Source organism: Frankia sp. CcI156, from assembly GCF_001983015.1.
Classification (GTDB): Bacteria; Actinomycetota; Actinomycetes; order Frankiales; family Frankiaceae; genus Frankia; species Frankia casuarinae.
Genome location: NZ_MOMD01000026.1, coordinates 11,965 through 32,309, shown reverse-complemented (window position 1 = coordinate 32,309; position 20,345 = coordinate 11,965). Strand labels below are relative to the sequence as shown.

Below are 20,345 nucleotides of genomic sequence, written 5' to 3'. Positions count from 1 at the left end.
GCCACGCGCCCCTGAAACCGCGCCCCTGAAACCGCTCAGACGGGAACTCCGGCGGCACGCCGTCTGCCGGCTCGGGTCCGGCGCGGATCGGGACTCGCGGCGTCCGGGAACCTCCGCAGGTATTCGCGTTCGAGCTCCAGCATCCGTGCGGTGTGGGTCTCGAAGGCGTCCTCGCTCCCCGCGATGAAGGCATCGTGCCGGGTACGATGCAGGTGCCGCAGCTCTCGGACGAGATCGACGTCGGTCAGCTCCTGCGCGGGAATTCCAGCTGGTCGGTGCATCATGCCCTCGGTCTACCCATTCCGGCGGCGCGATTCCCGGCTGGCGGGAGGACCAGCAGGTTCGGCGGGATCGGAACATCCGGCCCCGGGCCGGGCGGTGGTACCGGATCCGGCGCGGGCTCGGGTGGCGTCGGCTCGGGACCGGGCAGAACAGGATCGGGGATCGGCGAGGGCGGCGAGGGCTCGGGTGGCGTCGGGCCGGGACCCGGCGGCGCGACCGTGACGATGACGGGATACGTGGTCTGCATCTGATTGCGGTGCCCGGATGGCCCTCTTCACACACCGGGACGACCAGATGCCCGCTCCTTCTGGTCAGGCGCTGGCAGACGCTGGTCGATCTGTGGCTGGCTCGCTACCGTTGCGCACTATGACCGGGCTGGTTGGATCGGCGGCTTCTTCCTGCGACGTCATCCAACGTACCGAGCAACGCATGTCCCGGATGKTCGGCTACACCCGAGCAGCCTGTGCGACGTTCGTGATCATCCCGCTCTTCGGCTGGGCTCGCCTGCGCCACCCGTGGATCGCCGTGCTGATCGTGGCTGCCGCGGCCGTCGAGGCATCCTGGTTCACCTGGCGGGTCTGGCGGCGGCCGGGCCGGCTGTCCCCCCGGTTGGTCCTGGCGGACGTCGCCTTCTGCGTGGCGCTGATGCTCGTCGGGTCCAGAGCCGCGCAACCCGACGAACGCAACAAGATCATGACTGAGCTCGTGCCGTTCAGCCTCGTCGCACCCGCGGGCATCGGCTTCGGCCTCGGGCTGACGCTGCTCGCGGTCGGTGCGGTGGCCGTCCTGATGGCGGCATGGAGCCTGGCCGTGCTGCCGGATGTCTCCCTCAAGCTCGGTTCGGACCTGCTGGGCTTCGCCCTGTGGTACGTCGTCGCCATGCTCATCGCCCGCGAGCTGCGCGCGCTCTGCGCGGCGACCGCGGCCGCCCAGGACGAGGCCGCGGCGRCCGGGCGGCTCGCGATCGAGCAGGAGAAGGAGGCCGAAAGCCTGCGCCAGCGTGAGATCACCCATCGGGAGATCCACGACTACCTGCTCCCCGTCGTCGATCATGTTGCCGCCGGTGGAGTGCCCTCACCGGCACTCGTCCGGGAGGCCCGGCGCGGGGCACAGCGGGCGCGTCGGATCATCATGGATCCACGCGGGATGGACCCGCGGGCCCTGGCCGTCGACGGCACGGCTTCACCGGACTCCACCCAGAACGGCCTCGAGGAGATKATGTCCGCGGTCGTGGACGCCTTGGCCGACGAGGGGCTCGCCCTGGTGCCCTTCGTGTCGATCAAGGGCGAACCGCCCGCGGAGGTCCGCGAGGCACTGGTGGCCGCGACGAGGGAGGCCCTGCGCAACGTGGTCCGACACTCCGCCAGCACCGACGAGGTCCACCTCTTCGTCGAGGGCGACGCGGATTCGGTGCTGGTGGTCGTCCGGGACAGGGGCGTGGGGTTCGATCCCGGCTCCGTCCGAGCGGGCGGGGGCATGACCGGAAGCTATTCCGCCCTGCGCCGGTATGGCGGGGAGACCCTGGTGACCGCCTGGCCGGGCGATGGGACGAAGGTGACCTTCCGCTGGCCCGCCGCCGAGCCGACCGGAGCCGGCGCGCCCGGGACCGGCYGATGAGCGTCGATCGCCGGCCGGTCTCGGTGGCGATCATCGACGATCATCCRATCGCCACCGAATCGCTGGCCGCCAGGTTCGCCGGCGCGGGGTTCTCCGTGCTGGCGCCGGCCCCGAGCCTGGAGACCTTCGACCGGGACACCACGCCCGGGATCGTGGTGTGCGACCTGCACCTGCCCGGGGTGTCCGGGGCCGCCGCCGTGGCCGACCTGCATCGACGCGGTCTTCGGGTGCTGGCGACCTCCGGGGTTGCGACACCGGACGAGGTCCTCGACGCGGTCGCCGCGCAGGCTCGCGGCTTCGTCGAGAAGACCGCCCCGGCCCAGCAGTTCGTGGCGGCGGTGACCGCCGTCGCCGGGGGTAGCTTCCACGTCTCCGCCCGCCTCGCCGGGTTTCTGCTGGAGGATGCGCACCGGCGACCGCTGTCCCGGGGCGAGATCGGCCCCGGGGAACGGAACCTGCTGCGCGGACTCGCCCAGGGCGACCTCATTGACGAGCTGCGCGGCGAGTGGGGAATGACCGCCGCCGCCGTGCACGACCTGCTCGATCGAATCTTCGACGCCGCCCGCCGACGGCGCCGCCTGCACCGGCCCTCCCCGCGGGAGGCCGAGGTGATGGTCCTCGTCGGTTGCCGGGGTATGTCCCACCGGGAAGCGGCGCGGGCGATGAACGTCAAGGCCAGTGTCGTCGCCGACTATCTGCGCACGGCGAAGGCGAAGTACGTGGCGAGCCATCCCGACGCCCCGGCGACGATCCCGCCCAGCACCGCGGCCGCCCTCTGGGCCCGCGAGCTCGGATTCGGCTGAGCCCCCTCGATTGAGGCCCCTTGATTTCGAGGGATTGCCCTGCGCCGGCTTCGGTCACACCCTCGTCAGGATGGGCGGGGGAGGCGGCGAGGATGAGGGTCATCCGCGGTCCTGTCGTCTCTGGGCGGCCTTCCGCGGGTCGTTCCTGGGACCGGAGGCGCTCCCCGTCGGCATGTGGCGGATCAGATCTCCCGACGTCGCGACGGCCCATCCGGCTGACCAACCGATCCCCGGTGACGGCACGAATCCCGAGGCGGACGGCCGTGAGATCCAGGCGGTGCACCGTGGGCAYGCGATCTGGCTGGGTACCCCGGACGCGGATCTGTACCGGCTGGACGACTCGCGGTGGCTGCTGCGCAACAACCGGCGGGCCGCCGCACTCACCCGACGCCTGGTCGCCCGGGCCAGGCCCGTCACGGACGGCACGGCCGGGTCCGCCCACCTGCATCTCGTCACCGGCGATTCGCTCGCGGGCTACCTTCAGATCATCCGGCTCGGACCGGTGGTCGCCCGGCTGCGCACGATCCCGGGCGAGGGGTCCTCGCTACCGCGCACCGTGGCCGTTGATCTCGGCAAGCAGGCCGCCGAGCAGGTAGCCGGGCTGGCGGCAGCCATGGGCGACCTGCGTCGCGCGCCCTGGCGCCCCAGCCGATGGATTACCCGGACGGATCGGTAACGGCCGGGGATCATCCGCTTTCCCCCGATGATTGAGGGATGGTGTCGGCCCATCGGAACTACCAGGATCGAGGGTAGGGACCGCGCCGGTGCGACGGGTTCGGGCCGGATCGTCGGGGGGAGCGAGATGGCTTGGTGCCGAATCGGGGGCGCACCGGCGTGATTCCGCGGACTGTCGGTCGTCGGGGAAGGTCGGCAGTCCGCCTGTTCATACCGGCAAGCGCCGGCCGCCGCTGTCCGCACCGGTGAAAGCCGCCACGGGGGGCAACCGGTCACAAACATTCGGTCCCGGCGTTCGCCCCACTGATGAGGGTGTCGCTGGTGGCTTTGTCGACATCGCTACGATCTGCCCACTGGAAACGTGGACAGGGGGTGCTGTGGGCGAGCCGATCCTCGCCATCGACTACGGCACCTGCAGTGCCTCGGCCGCCTTGGCCGTCGACGGTCGCATCGAACCGGTGAAGGAGCCCGCGAGCGGCTCGGCGAGCTGGCCCGCGTCGGTCTTCGTGGATGGCGGCAGCCTGATCGTCGGCACGCTCGCCGAGCGGCGCAAGCGGATCTGGCCCGCGGCGTACCGCGGCGAGGTCAAGCGCGATCTGGCCCGGGACAGCGCCGTGTCACTCGACGGCCGCAGCTATCCGGCGCACGTGCTGGTGACCGCGGTGCTGTCCGCGCTGAAGGCCGAGGCCGAACAGCAGCTCGGTGGTGCGGCGCTGTCGCGGGCCGTCGTCACGATACCGGCGAGCTACGATCCCGCCGGCCCGCTGCGCCGGACGATGATCGCCGCAGCGGAGGCCGCCGGGTTCGTCGACGTGGACCTGCTCGCCGAGCCGGTCGCGGCGGCCTGGTCGCCGGTGGTCGGCGTCGCGCCCGAGCCCGGCTCGCTCATGCTCGTGTACGACCTGGGCGGCGGGACGTTCGAGGGGGCGCTGGTCGCGGTCGGTGAGGACGGCCGGCACGAGATGCTCTCCCACTCGGCTCTGCACGACTGCGGCGGCCGCGAACTCGACCAGATTCTGTTCGACGAGATCCTGGGGTTGTACGGGCCGGGGCTGGAACCGCTACTGAATCCGCCCGGGATCGGCGAGACGTTCCAGACCACGGCCAACCGGACCCGCCACGAGCTGCTCGACTTCGCCCGGGCAGTGAAACATCAACTCTCCGACATCGCCGTGGTGGAGGATGTTTTCAGCCCGGCCGGCCTGCTGGTCAGCATGCAGCGTGACCGGTTCGCCCAGCTCGCCTCCCCCATCCTGGCCCGCACGATGGCCTGCTGCCAGCACTTGCTGAAGTCCTCCGGTTACGGACCGGACAAGCTGAGTGGGGTGCTCCTCGTCGGTGGCAGCTCCCGGATCCCGGTCGTCACCGACATCCTCGAAGGTCGGCTCGGGGTCGGCACCGACTGGCCGGGGCAGCAGATCTACCTCCCCGCCGATCCCGAGCTCGCCGTGGTGCTCGGCGCCGCCGCCTGGGCAAGCTCGGTCTCCACCCGCCGGACCACCGCGGCGCGCCCGAATCCGGTCCTGCAACCGGCTCGCTGGGACATCCCCGGCGGGCGGGCGACGATGGTGCGCTGGCTCGTCGAGCCCGGGGAGCGCTTCGACGCGAGCGCCGTGCTGGCGCGGGTCCGCCTCACCGACGGTTCCCTGTTCGACCTGGCCGCCGAGGCGCCGGGTAGCCTCATCCACACCCACGCGGCACCCGGCACTCCGGTCCGCGACGCCGACTGGTTGGCGACCACACTTCCGTCCGGGCCGGTGCCGATGGGGTCGGCGGTGCCGGCGGACCTGCGCGGCTTCGAGCGCAGCAGCCGCCCGTCCCACCACGTCGAGGTCACCGCGCGGGCCACCCTCAAGGGACACGAACGCGACGTCACCTCGGCGGCCTTCTCCCCGGACGGCAAGCTGCTCGCCACCACCAGCAAGGACGGCACCCGGCTGTGGGACGTCGCCACCGGCCGAACGTCGGTCACACTCAGCGGACGCAAGAGCCTGGTCGTGCACGGCTGCGCCTTTTCCTCGGACGGCAAGCTGCTCGCCACCACCGGCAGCGACAAGACGGCCCGCATCTGGGACGTTGACGCCGCCCGCCAGACGGTGACCCTGACCGGGCACCGGGGACCCGTGTACGGCTGCGCCTTCTCCCCGGACGGCAGCCTGCTCGCCACGACCAGTACCGACCGCACCGTCCGGCTGTGGGGTTCGTCGACCGGGAAAAACCTTGCCACCCTCAACGGCCATCGCGGCTCGGTCTACGGCTGCGCCTTCTCCCCCGACGGCCGGCTGCTGGTCACCGCCGGCGCGGAGTCCACCCTGCTGTGGRACGTCACGGTTGGCGAGATCATCATGAGCCTGCCGGGGCACACGAACTTCGCCGGCGGATGCGCCTTCTCCCCCGACGGCCGGCTGCTCGCGACGAGCGGCAACGAGGGCACCCGGCTCACCGACGCCTCCAGCGGCACCACCGTGCTCACTCTGCCGGGTTCGGCGCAGAGCTGCGCCTTCTCCCCGGACGGCCACCTGCTGGCGACGGCGAGCACCGACGACACCGCGCAACTGTGGGACGTCGCGACCGGGTCCGCGATCGCCACCCTCACCGGGCACAGCAGCACGGTGATGAGCTGCGCGTTCGCCCCCTACGGCCTCCTGCTCGCCACCACCAGTACCGACATGACCGCTCGGCTCTGGGACATCATCTACACCCCCTGACGCTCCGGCCGTCCCGGCAGGCACAGCCGCCGCCCGGAGATCCCGGAACTCCCGGAGATCCCGGAACTCCCGGAGATCCCGGAACTCCCGGAGATCCCGGAACTCCCGGAGATCAGGTCGGAAAGACCGCGCCGTCCCGTGGCGGGCACTGCAGGCCGAGGTCGTCCAGCACCGCCTCGGGCGCGACGCCACACCCGACCTCGTAGGTACCGAGCTGGACCAGTTCCCACCCGGAGCCCGTGTGATGCAGTACACCCTCGGCCCGGTCGAGATCGGCCACGGTCGGGCGCAGCTCGGTCAGTGCCCAGCTCGGGTCGCTGGCGGCCAGGGTGGTTCCGGTGACCTCGTAGTTCTGCGGCGGAACATTCGCGGTGAACGAGCTCGTCCGGACCGCCTCGGCAATCGCGTCCGCATCCCCGGCCGACGGCGGGAAGGTGCCGGCGCCGCGAGCCACGGCAGCGACGACGCGGCTGGTTTCCCCGGGAACCGACGCCACTGAGGACGACCTGGAACAGGCAAACGCCGTACCCACGGTCACGACTCCCGCGGTGACCAGAGTTGCGGTGGGCAGTACCACCCGGCGCACGATACGGGGACGGTTACCGCGGACGGCGGACCGAGGACGACTGTGGCGAGCCATGCTGTGCACCTACCCAGTTTGCGCAGGTGAACCCCCTGAAGGGGGATACTCCGACGGTCAACCCGACGACAGATCACATCGTGATCTCGTTGAGATTCACCCATCCCTCACTACTCTCGCCCTCATTGGTCTCACCAAGATAAAATCTTGGCAAAATGTGGTGCAATACTTGATCGAGCGTGGTGTYCATCCCATCCAAGCCGTCGGGCCCGCCACCCCGGGAGAGGCTGCCATTCGAGGGGGTCCCGGTCGTCTCGTCGATGGACATCGCGGCGAGTGGCACGCCTACGATTCCGCGGCCCCGCCGGGCATTCACAGACCCGGCATTCACAGCAGGCTCACAGCAAGACCTCAGGTAACAGCCAGCCAAGGAGGCGAAGCTGACACCATGCAACCGGTGCGGGTCCTCGTGGTGGACGACGAGACAACACTGGCGGAGCTGCTGTCGATGGCGCTGCGCTACGAGGGGTGGGAAGTGCGCAGCGCCGCGGATGGTCGCGGAGCGCTGCGGCTCGCCCGCGACTTCCGGCCGGACGCGGTGGTTCTCGATATCATGCTGCCCGACATGGACGGCTTGGAGGTGCTTCGGCGCCTGCGGGCGGAGAGCCCGGACGTACCGGTGCTGTTTCTGACCGCCCGGGACGCCGTCGAGGACCGGGTGGCGGGGCTCACCGCCGGCGGCGACGACTACGTCACGAAGCCGTTCAGTCTCGAGGAGCTCGTCGCGCGGCTGCGCGGACTGATGCGCCGCGCCGCGCGCACCACCGAGGCGTTGCAGGGCGCCCGGCTCGTCGTCGGCGATCTCACGATGGACGAGGAGAGCCGGGAGGTGCAGCGCGCCGGCCAGCCGGTGCACCTCACCGCCACCGAGTTCGAGCTGCTGCGCTTCTTCATGCGCAACCCACGCCGGGTGCTCAGCAAGGCCCAGATCCTCGACCGGGTCTGGAACTACGACTTCGGCGGCCAGGCGAACGTCGTCGAGCTCTACGTCTCGTACCTGCGCAAGAAGATCGACGCCGGCCGCCCCCCGATGATCCACACGATGCGCGGGGCCGGGTACGTCCTGCGGCCGGCCGATCCGGCGCTGGCACCGAGGACCTCCGCCACCCCGTCATCGAGGGGCACCTCGCCGGGCCCGGCATGAGCTCCCCGGCTCACCGGGTCCGGATCGTGCCGGTCGCGCCCTCGCGCTGGTCACTGCGCACCCGGCTGCTCGCCCTACTGATGCTCCTGCTGGCGACCGTCTCGCTKGTGATCGTGTTCGTCACCGCCGTCGCGCTGCGAGGAGTCCTCGTCGACCAGCTCGACAGGCGGCTGCGGGAGGCCAGCGGGCGATGGGACCGGCCGGAACCCACCTTTCTCCAGAACCTCCYGTCCTTCCCGGCCCTGCCGGCCCTCCCGGCCCCGGCCGCCGCCGACTCCGCTGCCACCGCTGCCGCCGACTCCGCTGCCACCGACTCCGCTGCCACCGACTCCGCTGCCACCGCTGCCGCCGACTCCGCTGCCGCCGACCAGCCGTCCAGCCTCAGCCCGCAGCAGCTGCGGGTCCGCCGGTTCTTCCGTGGACCGGTCGATCCGGGAACGCTGGGAGCCGTCGTGGGCGAGGATGGAACCTACGGGGCCTTCATCGATACCGCCGGCGAGGGGAAGGAGCTGACCACCGCCGAGACCGCCGTCGTCGCGGGCATTCCCGCCTACCTGCGGCCGTATACCCGGGCGTTCGGCGATCAGGGTGACTATCGGCTCCTCGCGAGGACCACCCATGACGATATGATCGTCGTCACCGGGCTGCCGATGAAACAGGTGAACGCGACCCTCACCAGGATGACAATGATCGCTGGGGTGGTGGCGCTGGTGGGGGTCGCGGCCGCCGCGATCGCCGGCACGGCGATCGTCCGCGTCACGCTGCGACCGCTGCGGCGGGTCGCAGCGACGGCCTCCCGGGTCGCCGAGCTACCCCTCGACCGGGGTGAGGTGGCCCTGTCGGTGCGGGTGCCGCAGGTAGACACCGACCCGCGCACAGAGGTCGGCCAGGTCGGGGCGGCGCTCAACCGGATGCTCGGCCACATCGGTGCCGCGCTGGCCGCCCGCCACGCGAGCGAGATGCGGATGCGCCAGTTCCTCGCCGACGTCAGCCACGAACTGCGCACTCCGCTCGCGGCGATCAGCGGGTACGCCGAGCTGACCCGCCGGACCCGCGAGCACGTCCCCGCGGACGTCACCTACGCGATGAGCCGGGTCGAGTCCGAAAGCGCGCGGATGACGGCGCTGGTCTCCGACCTGCTGCTGCTCGCCCGGCTCGACTCCGGTCGGGACCTGGTCCGGGAACCGGTGGACGTCTCCCGGCTGATCGTCAACGCGGTCAACGACGCGCACGTGGCTGCCCCGGGCCACCGCTTCGCTCTCGACCTGCCCGAGGAGCCGGTCACGGTCACCGGGGACCCGGCCCGCCTGCACCAGGTTCTCGCGAACCTGCTGGCCAACGCCCGCACCCACACGCCGCCTGGCACCCAGGTCACGGCGAGCCTGACCGTGAGCGGCCCCACGGCGATCCTCGCGGTCGTGGACGACGGCCCGGGCATCCCTCCGGATCTGCTCCCCGAGGTCTTCCAACGCTTCGCGCGCGGCGACAGCTCGCGGTCCCGCGCCGCCGGTAGCACCGGGCTGGGGCTCGCCATCGTCGCCGCCGTCGTCGAGGCACATCACGGGCACGTGCGGGCCACGAGCGAGCCGGGACGCACCGCCTTCATGGTCGAGCTGCCCCGATGCCTCCCCCCCTCGGRGACGGTCCCGTCCGAGCCTGCCCGCCTGACCGGCCCGACGCACCCCGACCGAGCTTCACAGCCTGCGCACAGGTAGATCACAAGAAGCCGAAAGGTCCGCGGTCGACAGTGATCCCCATGTCGCCCATACTCACCGACCCGGTGCCCCTCTCCGGAGGCGGTCGGGCCCCTGGACATCGGCGGCGCATGCCGTGGACCAGGGACCAGCCCCACCACGTGCCCTCCCCCGACGCCCCCACCGAGACCGGGCTCCCGGTCGGCGGCTCCGGTGGCCTCGTATCCGCCGAAGACGTATCCGCCGAGGACGCCCGCTGGGTCCGACCTGCACTGGTCACCCTGCTGGTGGGCACGGGTGTGCTCTACCTGTGGGGCCTCGGCGCGTCGGGGTGGGCGAACGCGTTCTACTCGGCCGCGGTCCAGGCCGGCTCGGTGAGCTGGAAGGCGTTCTTCTACGGTTCCTCGGACGCCGCCAACTCAATCACGGTCGACAAGCCGCCGGCCTCCCTGTGGGTCATGGCGCTGTCCGTCCGGATCTTCGGCCTCAGCGCCTGGAGCATCCTCGTGCCCCAGGCGCTGATGGGTGTCGCCACCGTCGGCCTGCTTTACCAGACCGTGCGGCGGCAGTTCTCCGCCGGTGCGGGCCTGCTCGCCGGCGCGGTGCTGGCCCTGACCCCGGTCGCGGCCCTGATGTTCCGGTTCAACAACCCGGACGCCCTGCTCGTGCTGCTCCTGGTCGCCGCGGCCTACGCGACGTTGCGGGCGATCGAGCAGGCGAGCACCCGCTGGCTGGTGTTCGCCGGGGTCCTGGTCAGCTTCGCCTTCCTGACGAAGCTGCTGCAGGCACTGCTCGTCGTCCCCGTCTTCGCGCTGGTGTACCTGGTGACCGCGCCGACCTCGTTCTGGCGGCGCGTCCGGCAGACCCTGGCCGCGGGGCTCGGACTGCTGATCCCCGCCGGCCTCTTCATCGCGATCGTGGAGCTCGTTCCGGCGTCCTCCCGCCCCTACATCGGGGGTTCACAGCACAACAGCCTGCTGGAGCTCACCCTCGGCTACAACGGACTCGGCCGACTTACCGGCAACGAGACCGGCAGCGTTGGCGGTGGCCGGGGCGGCCGGATGGGCGGCCTGCCGGAATCCATCGGGAACGGCGCGGCAGGCGCCRCTCCCGGCGGCGGCACGGTCATCTTCGGCCCCGGGGGTCCGGGCGGCCACGGGGGCGGCATGTGGGGCCAGGCCGGTTGGACCCGCATGTTCGGCTCGGAAGTCGGCGGTCAGATCTCCTGGCTGCTCCCGACGGCACTGATCCTGCTCGTCGCCGGCCTGTGGATCACCCGGCGCGCCCCGCGGACGAACCGCGCCCGCGCCGCCTTCCTTCTCTGGGGCGGCTGGCTGCTCGTCACCGGCATCGTCTTCAGCCAGATGAAGGGCATCTTCCACGCCTACTACACGGTGGCGCTCGCCCCGGCGGTCGGTGCCCTGGTGGGGATGGGCTGCGCGCTGCTCTGGCGTCATCGCCGGCATCCCGCCGCCGCCGTGGTCTCGGCTGCCACGATGGCCGCCACCGCCGCCTGGTGCTACACCCTGTTGAACCGCACCCCCCAGTGGCATCCATGGATCCGGTACGCCGTGCTCGTCGCCGGGATCATCGCGGCGCTCGGGTTCCTCGCGGCCATCCGACTGCCGCGGCGGGCCGCGCTCGGTGTCGCCACCGTGGCGCTGGTCGCCGGGCTCCTCGGACCCGGCTCGTATGCCATCGCCACCGCGGCGACCCCGCACACCGGCTCGATCCCGGCGGCGGGTCCCGCCGGCGCCGGCTTCGGCGGGCCGGGTGGCGGCCGCTTCTTCCGCATGGGCCAGGGCGGCCTGCAGGCCGGCCGTCAGCGGGGCTTCCCGCCGCGGGGGATGGGCCGCGGGGCACAGGGCGGCCCACAGGGTGGTGGAATCTTCCCCGGCGGGGCCTTCCCCGGYGATGGGCAGCAGATGCCCGGCGGCCAGGGCGGCATGCCCGGCCAGGCCGGTGGTGGTGCCGGGACCGGAACCACCACGCTGGGGAACGGGATCCTCGGCGGGCGGGAGAGCCGGGGCGGTGGCCCAGGCGGTCTACTCAGCGCCGTCACTCCCAGCAACACGATCGTGAAGCTGCTCAGGCAGAACGCGGACTCCTACACCTGGGTCGCCGCCGCGGTCGGTTCGAACAGCGCGGCCGGATACCAGCTCGCGACCCAGGACCCGGTCATGCCGGTCGGCGGATTCAACGGGAGCGACCCCTCGCCCACCCTGGCGCAGTTCAAGCAGTACGTCGCCGAAGGAAAGATCCACTACTTCATCGGCGGCGGCGGCTTCGGTCAGGCCAACGGCGGTAGCTCGTCCTCACGGGAGATCTCCAGCTGGGTGACGGAGAACTTCACCTCGAAGACGGTCGACGGCGTGACCCTCTACGACCTGACCGCACCGAAGACCGGCGCCACCACCGGCTCCACGACGGGCACCGGCGTCACTGCCTGACGCTGCGGTGGCCTGACGCGGACGGGCGTCCAGCCCGTGGGCCACGGGTGAACGCGACGCCCACCAGGATGCCGCGATCGCCGTCGCGATCCTCCTGGTGGGCGTCACCGCGTTGGCGCGATGCCTCACCGACGCGATGCCTCACAGTTATGGTTCCAATCCGCTCCGCACCACAACCACAACCACCGAGACGGTCCTCAGCCCGGCCGGCGCTCACAGCAGGCGCACAGCATCGGCACACGAGCGGCACAGCTCCCGAACCGAGGGTGGAGAGCATGACGATGACACGGATGCCTTCCTCGACGACCGTGATCTCCGGGACGACCGAGACCTCCGGGACGACCGTGATCTCCGGGATGACCGTGATGACCGGGACCTTCGAGACGACCGGGAGCACCGGAGAGAGCATTCCCGTTCAACATCATCAGCCCGGGTGGCTCGGGCCGGACGGCGGCCGTCCGCGCCCGGTGCTGGACGTCGTCATCCCCGTGTACAACGAGGAGAACGACCTCGCCCCCTGCGTCCGACGGCTGTACGCCCACCTGACCGGGACGTTCCCGTACCCCTTTCAGATCACGATCGCCGACAACGCCAGCACCGACGGCACCCTGGCCATCGCCCAGGCGTTGGAGAAGGAGCTCCCCGAGGTCGCCGCGATCCACCTCGAGGCCAAGGGCCGCGGCCGGGCACTGCGGGCGGCCTGGGGCCTCTCGCCCGCACCGGTCCTCGCCTACATGGACGTCGACCTGTCGACCGACCTCGCCGCGCTGCTGCCCCTGGTGGCTCCGCTCATCAGCGGCCACTCGGATCTCGCTATCGGCACCCGGCTCTCCCCCGCCTCCCGGGTCGTGCGGGGACCGCGCCGGGAGGTGATCTCCCGCTGCTACAACCTGATCCTCCGCAGGACCCTGGCGGCCCGGTTCTCCGACGCGCAGTGCGGCTTCAAGGCGATCCGCGCCGACGCCGCGGCGGGCCTGCTACCCCTGGTGGAGGATAGCGGCTGGTTCTTCGACACCGAACTGCTCGTCCTGGCCGAACGGGCCGGGATGCGCATCCACGAGGTCCCGGTCGACTGGATCGATGATCCGGACAGCCGCGTCGACGTCCTCGCCACGGCCATCGCCGACCTGAAGGGTGTGGTCCGCCTCTTGCGGGCGTTCGGCAGCGGAAAGCTGCCGCTCGCCAAGCTGCACCAGGAGTTCGGCCGAGGTCCGCTCACCGCCGGCCACGCCGAGGAGGGCAAGGTCGTCGAGGTCCCGGGGGTACCGAAGGGACTCGCCGGTCAGCTCCTGCGATTCGCCGCGATCGGGGTCGCCAGCACGCTGTCCTATCTGGTGCTCTTCGTCCTGCTGCGGACAGTCACCGGGGCGCAKATCGCGAACCTGCTGTCGCTGCTTCTCACGGCGGTCGCGAACACCGCGGCGAACCGGCGGCTGACCTTCGGTCTCACCGGTCCGCGGCGCGCCGGTCGCCACCATCTGCAGGGCCTGGTGGTGTTCGCCGTCGGCCTCGGCCTGACCAGCGGTTCGCTCGCGCTCCTGCACGCGGCGAGCACGAACCCCGGCCGCGGCCTCGAACTCTCCGTGCTGGTGCTGGCGAACCTGGCCTCCACGGTCATCCGGTTCCTTCTGCTACGCGCCTGGGTTTTCCGCCCGGACCGGGAGGCGAGGAACGTGGCCGGGATGCCCCCGGCCACGACACCCCCGCGGAGGCGGGCCCCGACCGGCGAGATCAGGAACGCAGAGTAAGCAGCAGGTCGCCGACCTCGACGGAGTCGCCGCTGGAGCGGACGAGCTCCACGACGGTCCCGCCCACCGGGCTGGTCACCGCGGCCTCCATCTTCATCGCCTCCACCACCGCCAGCCGCTGGCCCTTCGTCACCGTGTCGCCCACCGCGACGCTGAACGTGACGATGCCCGGCAGCCCGGCGCCCACCTGGTTCGGATCGGCGGCGTCCGCCCGACGGGCCGCCGTGGTGGTGGCCGTGATGGACGCGTCCCGGACCCGCACCGGCCGGGGCTGGCCGTTGACCCGCAGGTACAGGGTGCGCATCGCGGAGTCGTCCGGTTCGGAGAGCGTCTCCAGCTCCACGATGATCTCTACCCCGGGCTCCAGGGTGACGGTGAGCGGAACGCCAGGCCGCAGCCCGTACAAAAAGCCGTCGGTCGGGACCACGGAGGAGTCCCCGTAGGCGTCCACCGCCCGCAGATAGTCCTTCCACGGGCCGGGGAAGAGCAGCCTGGACAGGGCCACCCGCCGGGCCCCCGGGAAGGAGAGCTCGTCGGCGTCCGCCGCGTCGAGGTCGACGGACGGCGGCGACGGACGGCGCCCGGCCAGCGCCCGTTCCCGGAACGGTTCGGCGAAGCCTGCCGGCGGCGTGCCGAGTTCACCCGCGAGGTAGCCGAGCACGCTGGCCGGCAGGTCGAACTCCTCGGGATGCGCACGCAACCGGTCCACGTCGACGGATCCGCCGGCGATGAACAGAGCCAGGTCACCGACGACCTTGCTGGTCGGCGTCACCTTGATGGGCTTGCCGAGCAGCTCGTTGGCGATCGCGTAGCACTCGGTGACCTCGGCCCACCGGTCCCCCAGTCCCAGCGCGATCGCCTGCTGACGCAGGTTCGTCAGCTGGCCGCCGGGAATCTCGTGCCGGTACACGGCCCCGGTCGGGGCCCGCAGCCCCGCCTCGAACGGGGCGTAGAGGTCGCGCACAGCCTCCCAGTACGGCTCCATCGCGGACAGCGCGGACAGCGCGATGCCGGTCGCCCGGGGAGTGTGGTCGGTCGCCGCCACCAGCGCGGACATGTTGACCTGGCTGGTGCCGCCGGACATCGGCGCGGCGGCGGCATCCACCGCGTCCACCCCGGCCGCGGACGCCGCGAGCAGGGTGGCGAGCTGGCCGCCCGCGGTGTCGTGGGTATGCAGGTGGACGGGCCGGTCGAAACGCTCCCGCAGGGCCGTCACCAGCGTGGCCGCCGCCGCCGGGCGCAGCAGTCCCGCCATGTCCTTCACGGCAAGCACATGCACACCCGTCTCGACGAGCTCTTCGGCGAGGCGCAGGTAGTAGTCGAGGGTGTAGATCCGCTCCGCCGGGTCGGAGAGGTCACCGGTGTAGCAGAGCGTCCCTTCGGCGATCGCCCCGGTACCGAGCACCGCCTCGATCGCCGGGCGCATCTGCTCGATGTCGTTCAGCGCATCGAAGATCCGGAAGATGTCGACGCCGGTCGCCGCGGCCTCGGCGACGAACGCCCGGACGACGTCGTCCGGGTAGGGGGTKTACCCGACCGCGTTGCGCCCCCGCAGCAGCATCTGCAGGCAGATGTTCGGCGCGGCCTGGCGCAGCGCGGCGAGCCGCTCCCACGGATCCTCCGCGAGAAAGCGCAGCGCGACATCGTAGGTCGCCCCGCCCCAGGCCTCCAGGCTCAGCAGGTTCGGCGTCAGCGCGGCGTACGACGGGGCGGCCGCCAGGATGTCGAAGCTGCGCAGCCTCGTGGCCAGCAGCGACTGGTGGGCGTCACGCAGGGTGGTGTCGGTGACGGCCAGCGCCTCCTGGGCGCGCAGCCACGCCGCCCAGCCCGCCGGCCCGAGCTCCGTCAGCAGCTGCCGGGATCCCGCCGGCGGCTGCGTGCCGCCGGACGCCGTGCCGCCGGACGCCGCCACCTGCGCGGGCGCGGGCGGCAGCAACTCCCGGGGGTCGGTCAGGGCGACCGCCGGGCGCGGGAATCCGTTCACCGTGCTCTCGGCGAGGCGAGCCAGCAGCCGGCTGGTCGGGTCCGCCCCCTTGCCGGGAGCGAGCAGCTCCGGCCGTTCATCGATGAACGACGTGCTCACCCCGCCGGCGAGGAAGCCGGGGTCAGCGAGGAGCCGCACCAGGAAGTCGATGTTCGTGCGCACCCCGCGGACCCGGAACTCGTTCAGCGCCCGCCGGGCGCGCCGCGCCGCCTTCTCCAGCGTGTTACCCCGGGTCGTCAGCTTCACCAGCAACGAGTCGAAGTACGGGCTGACTTCGGCCCCCGGGTACGTGGCGCCGTCGAGGCGCACCCCCGGACCGCCGGGTGACTGGTAGAAGCTGATCGTCCCGATGTCGGGCCGGAAGCCATCCGAGGGATCCTCGGTGGTGACCCGGCACTGGATGGCGGTGCTGCGCAGGACGATCTGTTCCTGGGTGAGGTTGAGGCCGGCCAGGCTCTCCCCATCAGCGATCCGCAGCTGCGCCGCGACCAGATCAACCCCGGTGACCTCCTCGGTGACCGTGTGCTCGACCTGGATCCGGGGATTCATCTCCATGAACGTGTACCGGTCGTCGGCGCCGAGAAGAAACTCGACCGTGCCCGCATTGACATAGCCGACATGCCGGGCGAACCGCACCGCGTCGGCGCAGATGCTCGCCCGGACCGCCTCGTCGAGCTGCGGCGCCGGGGCGATCTCCACGACCTTCTGGTGCCGGCGCTGCACCGAGCAGTCCCGCTCGTACAGATGGATGATGTTGCCGTAGGCGTCGGCCAGGATCTGGACCTCGATGTGGCGCGGCCGGTCCACCGCCTGCTCCAGGAAGATCGTGCCGTCCCCGAAGGCGGCGGCGGCCTCCCGGGACGCGCTCGCCACCGCGTCGGCGAGGTCGGCGGGGCGTTCCACCCGCCGCAGGCCGCGCCCCCCACCACCGGCGGAGGCCTTGACGAACAGCGGGAAGCCGACCTCCTCGGCGGCGGCGAGCGCCCCGGCGCCCTCCGGCAGCGGCACCGAGGCGCGCAGCACCGGCAGCCCGGCGGCCAGCGCGGCGTCCCGGGCGGCGACCTTGTCTCCGGTCAGCCGCAGGACCGCCGGGGGCGGTCCGACGAAGGTGACGCCGGCGGTGGCGCACGCATCGGCGAGCACCGCCGACTCCGACAGGAAGCCGTAGCCGGGGTGCAGCGCGTCGGCCTCCGCCTGCTTGGCCACGGTGAGCAGGGCATCGATGTCCAGGTATCCGCGCACCGGGTGCCCGGGGCCACCGATCTCGTAGGCCTCGGACGCCTTTGTCCGGTGCAGCGCGGAAACGTCTTCGGGCGTGTAGACCGCCACCGTGCGCAGGCCCAGTTCCTGAGCGGCTCGGAAAACACGGACGGCGATCTCGCTACGATTTGCAACCAGTACCTTACGCACACGCGCCTCCTCGGACGGGTGCGCATCATTGTGGGGTGTGCAGGCCCCTACGTGCCAAAGTAACGTCTCAAGGGCCACCTTCGACAGATGGGCATAACGTCGGGACCCATGACGGCCCGTATCGTAGTGTTCGGCGCGACCGGTTACACCGGCCGGCTGGTGACCGCGGAACTCGTGGCTGCCGGGCACCGACCTGTCCTCGCCGGCCGCACGGAGACCAGGGTCCGTGCCCTCGCCGCCGCCTACGACGGCCTGGAGACCACCGTGGCTGACGCGGCCGACGTGGTTGACGCGGCCGACGTGGTTGACGCGGCCGACCGGACGGAGGCTCGGGACGCGGCCGGCGGCGCGTCGCTGGCCCGCCTGCTCGGGCTCGGCACCGGGGACGTGCTCGTCTCCACGGTGGGCCCGTTCCGCCGGTTCGGGCGACCGGTCGTGGCGGCGGCGGCCGCGGTCGGCGCGCACTACCTGGACTGTTCCGGGGAGGGCGCGTTCCTGCGGCACGTCTTCACCGAGGTCGGCCCGCGAGCGGCGGCGTCCGGGGCGGCGTTGATCCCCGGCGCCGGCTTCGACTTCGTCCCCGGCAACCTCGCCGGAGCACTGGCCCTGCAGGCGGCCGGCGGCGAAGCCCGCCGCCTCGACGTCGGCTACCTCGTCATGGGCGCTCTCGGGATGAGCAGCGGAACGCGGGCGACCCTGCTGGCCGCGCTGACCGAGCCCGTCATCGTGCTGCGCGGCGGCGTCCTGGTCGAGCGCCCGCTCGCCCGCGAGGTGCGGTCCTTCCGGTCGTCCGGCAAGGTCACCGGCGGGTCGGGCGGCAGGCGGGGACACCCGGCGGTGCTGTGGTCGGGAGGGGAGCCGTTCACCCTGCCCCGGCTCGCACCGGCGCTGACCGACGTCGCGACGTACATCGGCGGCGTCGACCGCGGCATCCGCGTGGGGCAGGCACTGTCGTTCCCCCTGTCCGGGCTGCGTCGTTTCCCGCCGAGCCGGGCGCTGCTGGCCGCCGCCGCCCGGTCCGCCCTGCGGACGACCGGCCGCGGACCGGACCGGGCGGCGCGGGCCCGCGCCGGGGCGCAGGTGTTCGCGCTCGCCCGGGACGCCGCCGGCCGGGAACTCGCCACCGTGCGGCTGGAAGGTCGCGACCCCTATGCCTTCACCGCTCGGATCATGGCATGGATGGCGGGACATCTCGCCGCGGGCACCGTCGCCCGCGCCGGCGCGCTTGGCCCGGTCGACGCCTTCGGCGTCGAGGACCTGGAGCGGGCCGCCGCCGCGGCCGGACTGCGCCGGGTGGGCTGATACCCGGTCAGCACCGCCGGCAGGTCAGTACCGCCAGCGGGTCGCCGCGACGACGGCGGCCGGGGCGGCCTCGGCGAACCGGTCAATCTCCGCGCGCCGGACGGCGGCGACCGTGTCGTGCAGCTCCCGTCCCAGGGCGCGGTGCAACACCTCGTCGACCTCGAAGGCGGCGACCGCCTCGCCCAGGCTGGTGGGCAGGCGCCGGATGCCGCGGCGGGCCCGTTCGGCGGGGTCGAGCGAGGCCGGGTCAACGTCCACCGGCTCCGGCAACGTGGCCGCCGCCGCTAGCCCCGCCTGCCCGGCGGCCAGCAGACCGGCCACCAGAAGGTAAGGATTCGCGGTGAGGTCGAAGGATTTCACCTCCAGGTTCGCCGCCTGGCCGACCGCGGCCGGCGGCCCGGGGATCATACGCAATGCGGCCTCCCGGTTCTCCCGACCCCAGCAGGCGTGGACACCCGCCCACGTCGATGGCACCAGTCGCAGGTAGGAGGCGACGCTCGGGGCGCCGAGAGCCATCAGCGCCGGCAGCCGGCCGAGGATCCCGGCGGCGAACGCCTCCCCGGCAGCGGTCAGTCCGAGCGGCCCGTTGCCACCCGCCATGAGGTTGATCCGGCCCGGGCGGGCGGAGCCCCCACCGGTCCGGGCCAGGCCACCTGGGTACGGGCCGTCCGGGTACGGGCCGTCCGGGTACGGGCCGCCGGAGTTCGCCCCGCCCGGGCCTCCGCCCGAGGCCGTGGGCCGGGGCGGGGCCGGCGGCCGGTCGGGATCGTCGCTCCACAGGCTCAGATGCACGTGGCCGCCGTTGCCCACGTTGTCGACGAGAACCTTGGGGGCGAACGAGACGCGCAGGCCATGGCGCCTGCTGACGCCGCGCACCGTCTCCTTGACCAGCACGCATGTGTCGGCGGCGCCGAGGGGATCCTGCGCGGCGACGGACACCTCGAACTGACCGGCCGCGTACTCGGGATGGATCTGCTCGACGACCAGCCCCTCCTCGGTGAGCGCGGTGACCACATCCCGCAGGTAGTCACCGAGTTCGGCCACCCTGATCATCCCGTACGCCGGCCCGGAAGCGGCCGGGGCGAACTCGTCGGAACCGGCCGGGGAAACGGCCCATTCGACCTCGAACGCCATCATCGCCGTCAGGCCGTGCTCGGCGAGCAGGGCCGTCTGGAGGCGGACGAGTTCCCGGCCGTCCTGCGGGTGCGGTCGGCCGTCCTGGTCGCGACGGTCGGCGGGGGCCCAGGCCCAGCCGGGCTGGGCGGCGAGGGGTGTCAGCCGCTCAAGGTCGGGATGCAGCCGCAGATCCCCGACGGGACCCCCGGCGTAGCGCCCTGTCGTGATCGAGTCATCGGCGCCGAACACGTCGAACACCGGCGACACGCCGACGCCCCACACCGCCGCCGCGTCGAGTCGGCCGATCGGCACCCCCTTCATCCGAGTGATGCCGCTGTTGTCGACGTAGGTCACCGCAACACAGACGACGCCGCGTACCTCCAGGTTCGTCGCCGCATGCCGGGCCGCCGAGGCGAGCCGATCACGCCTACGATCCTCTCCGGCGATGATCCGAGGGGCGAACTCGTCCAACGCAGGCTCGTTCATCCTCACCTTCCCCACGGGTCTCCCCTGTCCCCATGGTCGCGCGTACGCCTGCCGGACGCCGGGCGGGGCGCACGGCACGGCGGCGCCTCACTCTCCCGCGATGTTACGGAGAGCGACAAAATTCGGCCGGATCGAAGGAGAAGCCAGCTGTTCATAACAAGCGCTCCGAGCGTTGTCCACAGTTGCCGCCGACGCAAGAAGAGATGAAAACACGGCAACATCATCGACTTTCGGAACGACTGTCCCCAGGAAGCCAGGAGTAATCCACAAGTTATCCACAGGGCCG

Annotated in this window: 13 protein-coding genes; 9 read left to right on the top strand and 4 right to left on the bottom strand. The window is 72.0% G+C overall.

Features of this window, described 5'->3' with window-relative positions:
- Positions 1-35: 35 nt before the first annotated feature.
- On the bottom strand, positions 36-284 hold the full coding sequence (locus CcI156_RS11790; RefSeq protein WP_011434791.1) for a DUF6158 family protein: 249 nt from the start codon (positions 282-284) through the stop codon (positions 36-38).
- Between the two features lie 436 nt (positions 285-720).
- Between CcI156_RS11790 and CcI156_RS11780 the strand changes: the two genes are divergently transcribed.
- From CcI156_RS11780 to CcI156_RS11765, 4 genes are all read left to right on the top strand, one after another.
- Entirely contained in the window at positions 721-1,899 is a 1,179-nt protein-coding gene (locus CcI156_RS11780) for a sensor histidine kinase (RefSeq protein ID WP_254847383.1), read from the top strand.
- Positions 1,896-2,702, top strand: a complete 807-nt coding sequence (locus tag CcI156_RS11775) for a response regulator transcription factor (RefSeq protein WP_011434789.1) — start codon at positions 1,896-1,898, stop codon at positions 2,700-2,702. The genes CcI156_RS11780 and CcI156_RS11775 overlap by 4 nt, the downstream gene beginning before the upstream one ends.
- Positions 2,703-2,772: 70 nt before the next feature.
- Positions 2,773-3,378: a hypothetical protein gene (locus tag CcI156_RS11770; RefSeq protein ID WP_011434788.1), complete on the top strand. Its 606-nt coding sequence runs from the start codon at positions 2,773-2,775 to the stop codon at positions 3,376-3,378.
- A gap of 376 nt (positions 3,379-3,754) precedes the next feature.
- Positions 3,755-6,085 carry an Hsp70 family protein gene (locus tag CcI156_RS11765; RefSeq protein ID WP_076805664.1) on the top strand — a complete coding sequence of 777 codons (2,331 nt, stop codon included), beginning with the start codon at positions 3,755-3,757 and terminating at the stop codon, positions 6,083-6,085.
- A gap of 112 nt (positions 6,086-6,197) precedes the next feature.
- On the opposite strand, the gene CcI156_RS11760 is transcribed toward CcI156_RS11765, so the two are convergent.
- Positions 6,198-6,725 (bottom strand): hypothetical protein, encoded by a 528-nt coding sequence (locus CcI156_RS11760; protein WP_023840872.1) that lies wholly within the window; start codon positions 6,723-6,725, stop codon positions 6,198-6,200.
- A gap of 388 nt (positions 6,726-7,113) precedes the next feature.
- On the opposite strand from CcI156_RS11760, the gene CcI156_RS11755 reads away from it, so the two are divergent.
- The 4 genes from CcI156_RS11755 to CcI156_RS11740 all read left to right on the top strand — a co-directional run bounded on the left by CcI156_RS11755 (position 7,114) and on the right by CcI156_RS11740 (position 13,761).
- On the top strand, positions 7,114-7,869 hold the full coding sequence (locus CcI156_RS11755) for a response regulator transcription factor (RefSeq protein WP_023840873.1): 756 nt from the start codon (positions 7,114-7,116) through the stop codon (positions 7,867-7,869).
- Positions 7,866-9,584 carry a cell wall metabolism sensor histidine kinase WalK gene (locus CcI156_RS11750; RefSeq protein ID WP_254847382.1) on the top strand — a complete coding sequence of 573 codons (1,719 nt, stop codon included), beginning with the start codon at positions 7,866-7,868 and terminating at the stop codon, positions 9,582-9,584. The genes CcI156_RS11755 and CcI156_RS11750 overlap by 4 nt, the downstream gene beginning before the upstream one ends.
- A gap of 41 nt (positions 9,585-9,625) precedes the next feature.
- Positions 9,626-12,013, top strand: a complete 2,388-nt coding sequence (locus tag CcI156_RS11745) for a glycosyltransferase family 39 protein (protein ID WP_076805662.1) — start codon at positions 9,626-9,628, stop codon at positions 12,011-12,013.
- A gap of 365 nt (positions 12,014-12,378) precedes the next feature.
- On the top strand, positions 12,379-13,761 hold the full coding sequence (locus CcI156_RS11740; RefSeq protein ID WP_076805678.1) for a bifunctional glycosyltransferase family 2/GtrA family protein: 1,383 nt from the start codon (positions 12,379-12,381) through the stop codon (positions 13,759-13,761).
- Here the strand turns inward: CcI156_RS11740 and CcI156_RS11735 are convergent.
- Positions 13,745-17,155, bottom strand: a complete 3,411-nt coding sequence (locus tag CcI156_RS11735; RefSeq protein ID WP_076805660.1) for a pyruvate carboxylase — start codon at positions 17,153-17,155, stop codon at positions 13,745-13,747. The two genes, CcI156_RS11740 and CcI156_RS11735, sit on opposite strands and share 17 nt — an antisense overlap.
- Positions 17,156-17,263: 108 nt before the next feature.
- Here CcI156_RS11735 and CcI156_RS11730 point away from each other — a divergent pair, with 108 nt between their 5' ends.
- On the top strand, positions 17,264-18,457 hold the full coding sequence (locus tag CcI156_RS11730; RefSeq protein ID WP_023840877.1) for a saccharopine dehydrogenase NADP-binding domain-containing protein: 1,194 nt from the start codon (positions 17,264-17,266) through the stop codon (positions 18,455-18,457).
- A 24-nt stretch (positions 18,458-18,481) separates the two neighbouring features.
- On the opposite strand, the gene CcI156_RS11725 is transcribed toward CcI156_RS11730, so the two are convergent.
- Positions 18,482-20,059 carry a glutamine synthetase family protein gene (locus tag CcI156_RS11725; protein ID WP_023840878.1) on the bottom strand — a complete coding sequence of 526 codons (1,578 nt, stop codon included), beginning with the start codon at positions 20,057-20,059 and terminating at the stop codon, positions 18,482-18,484.
- Positions 20,060-20,345: the final 286 nt, after the last annotated feature.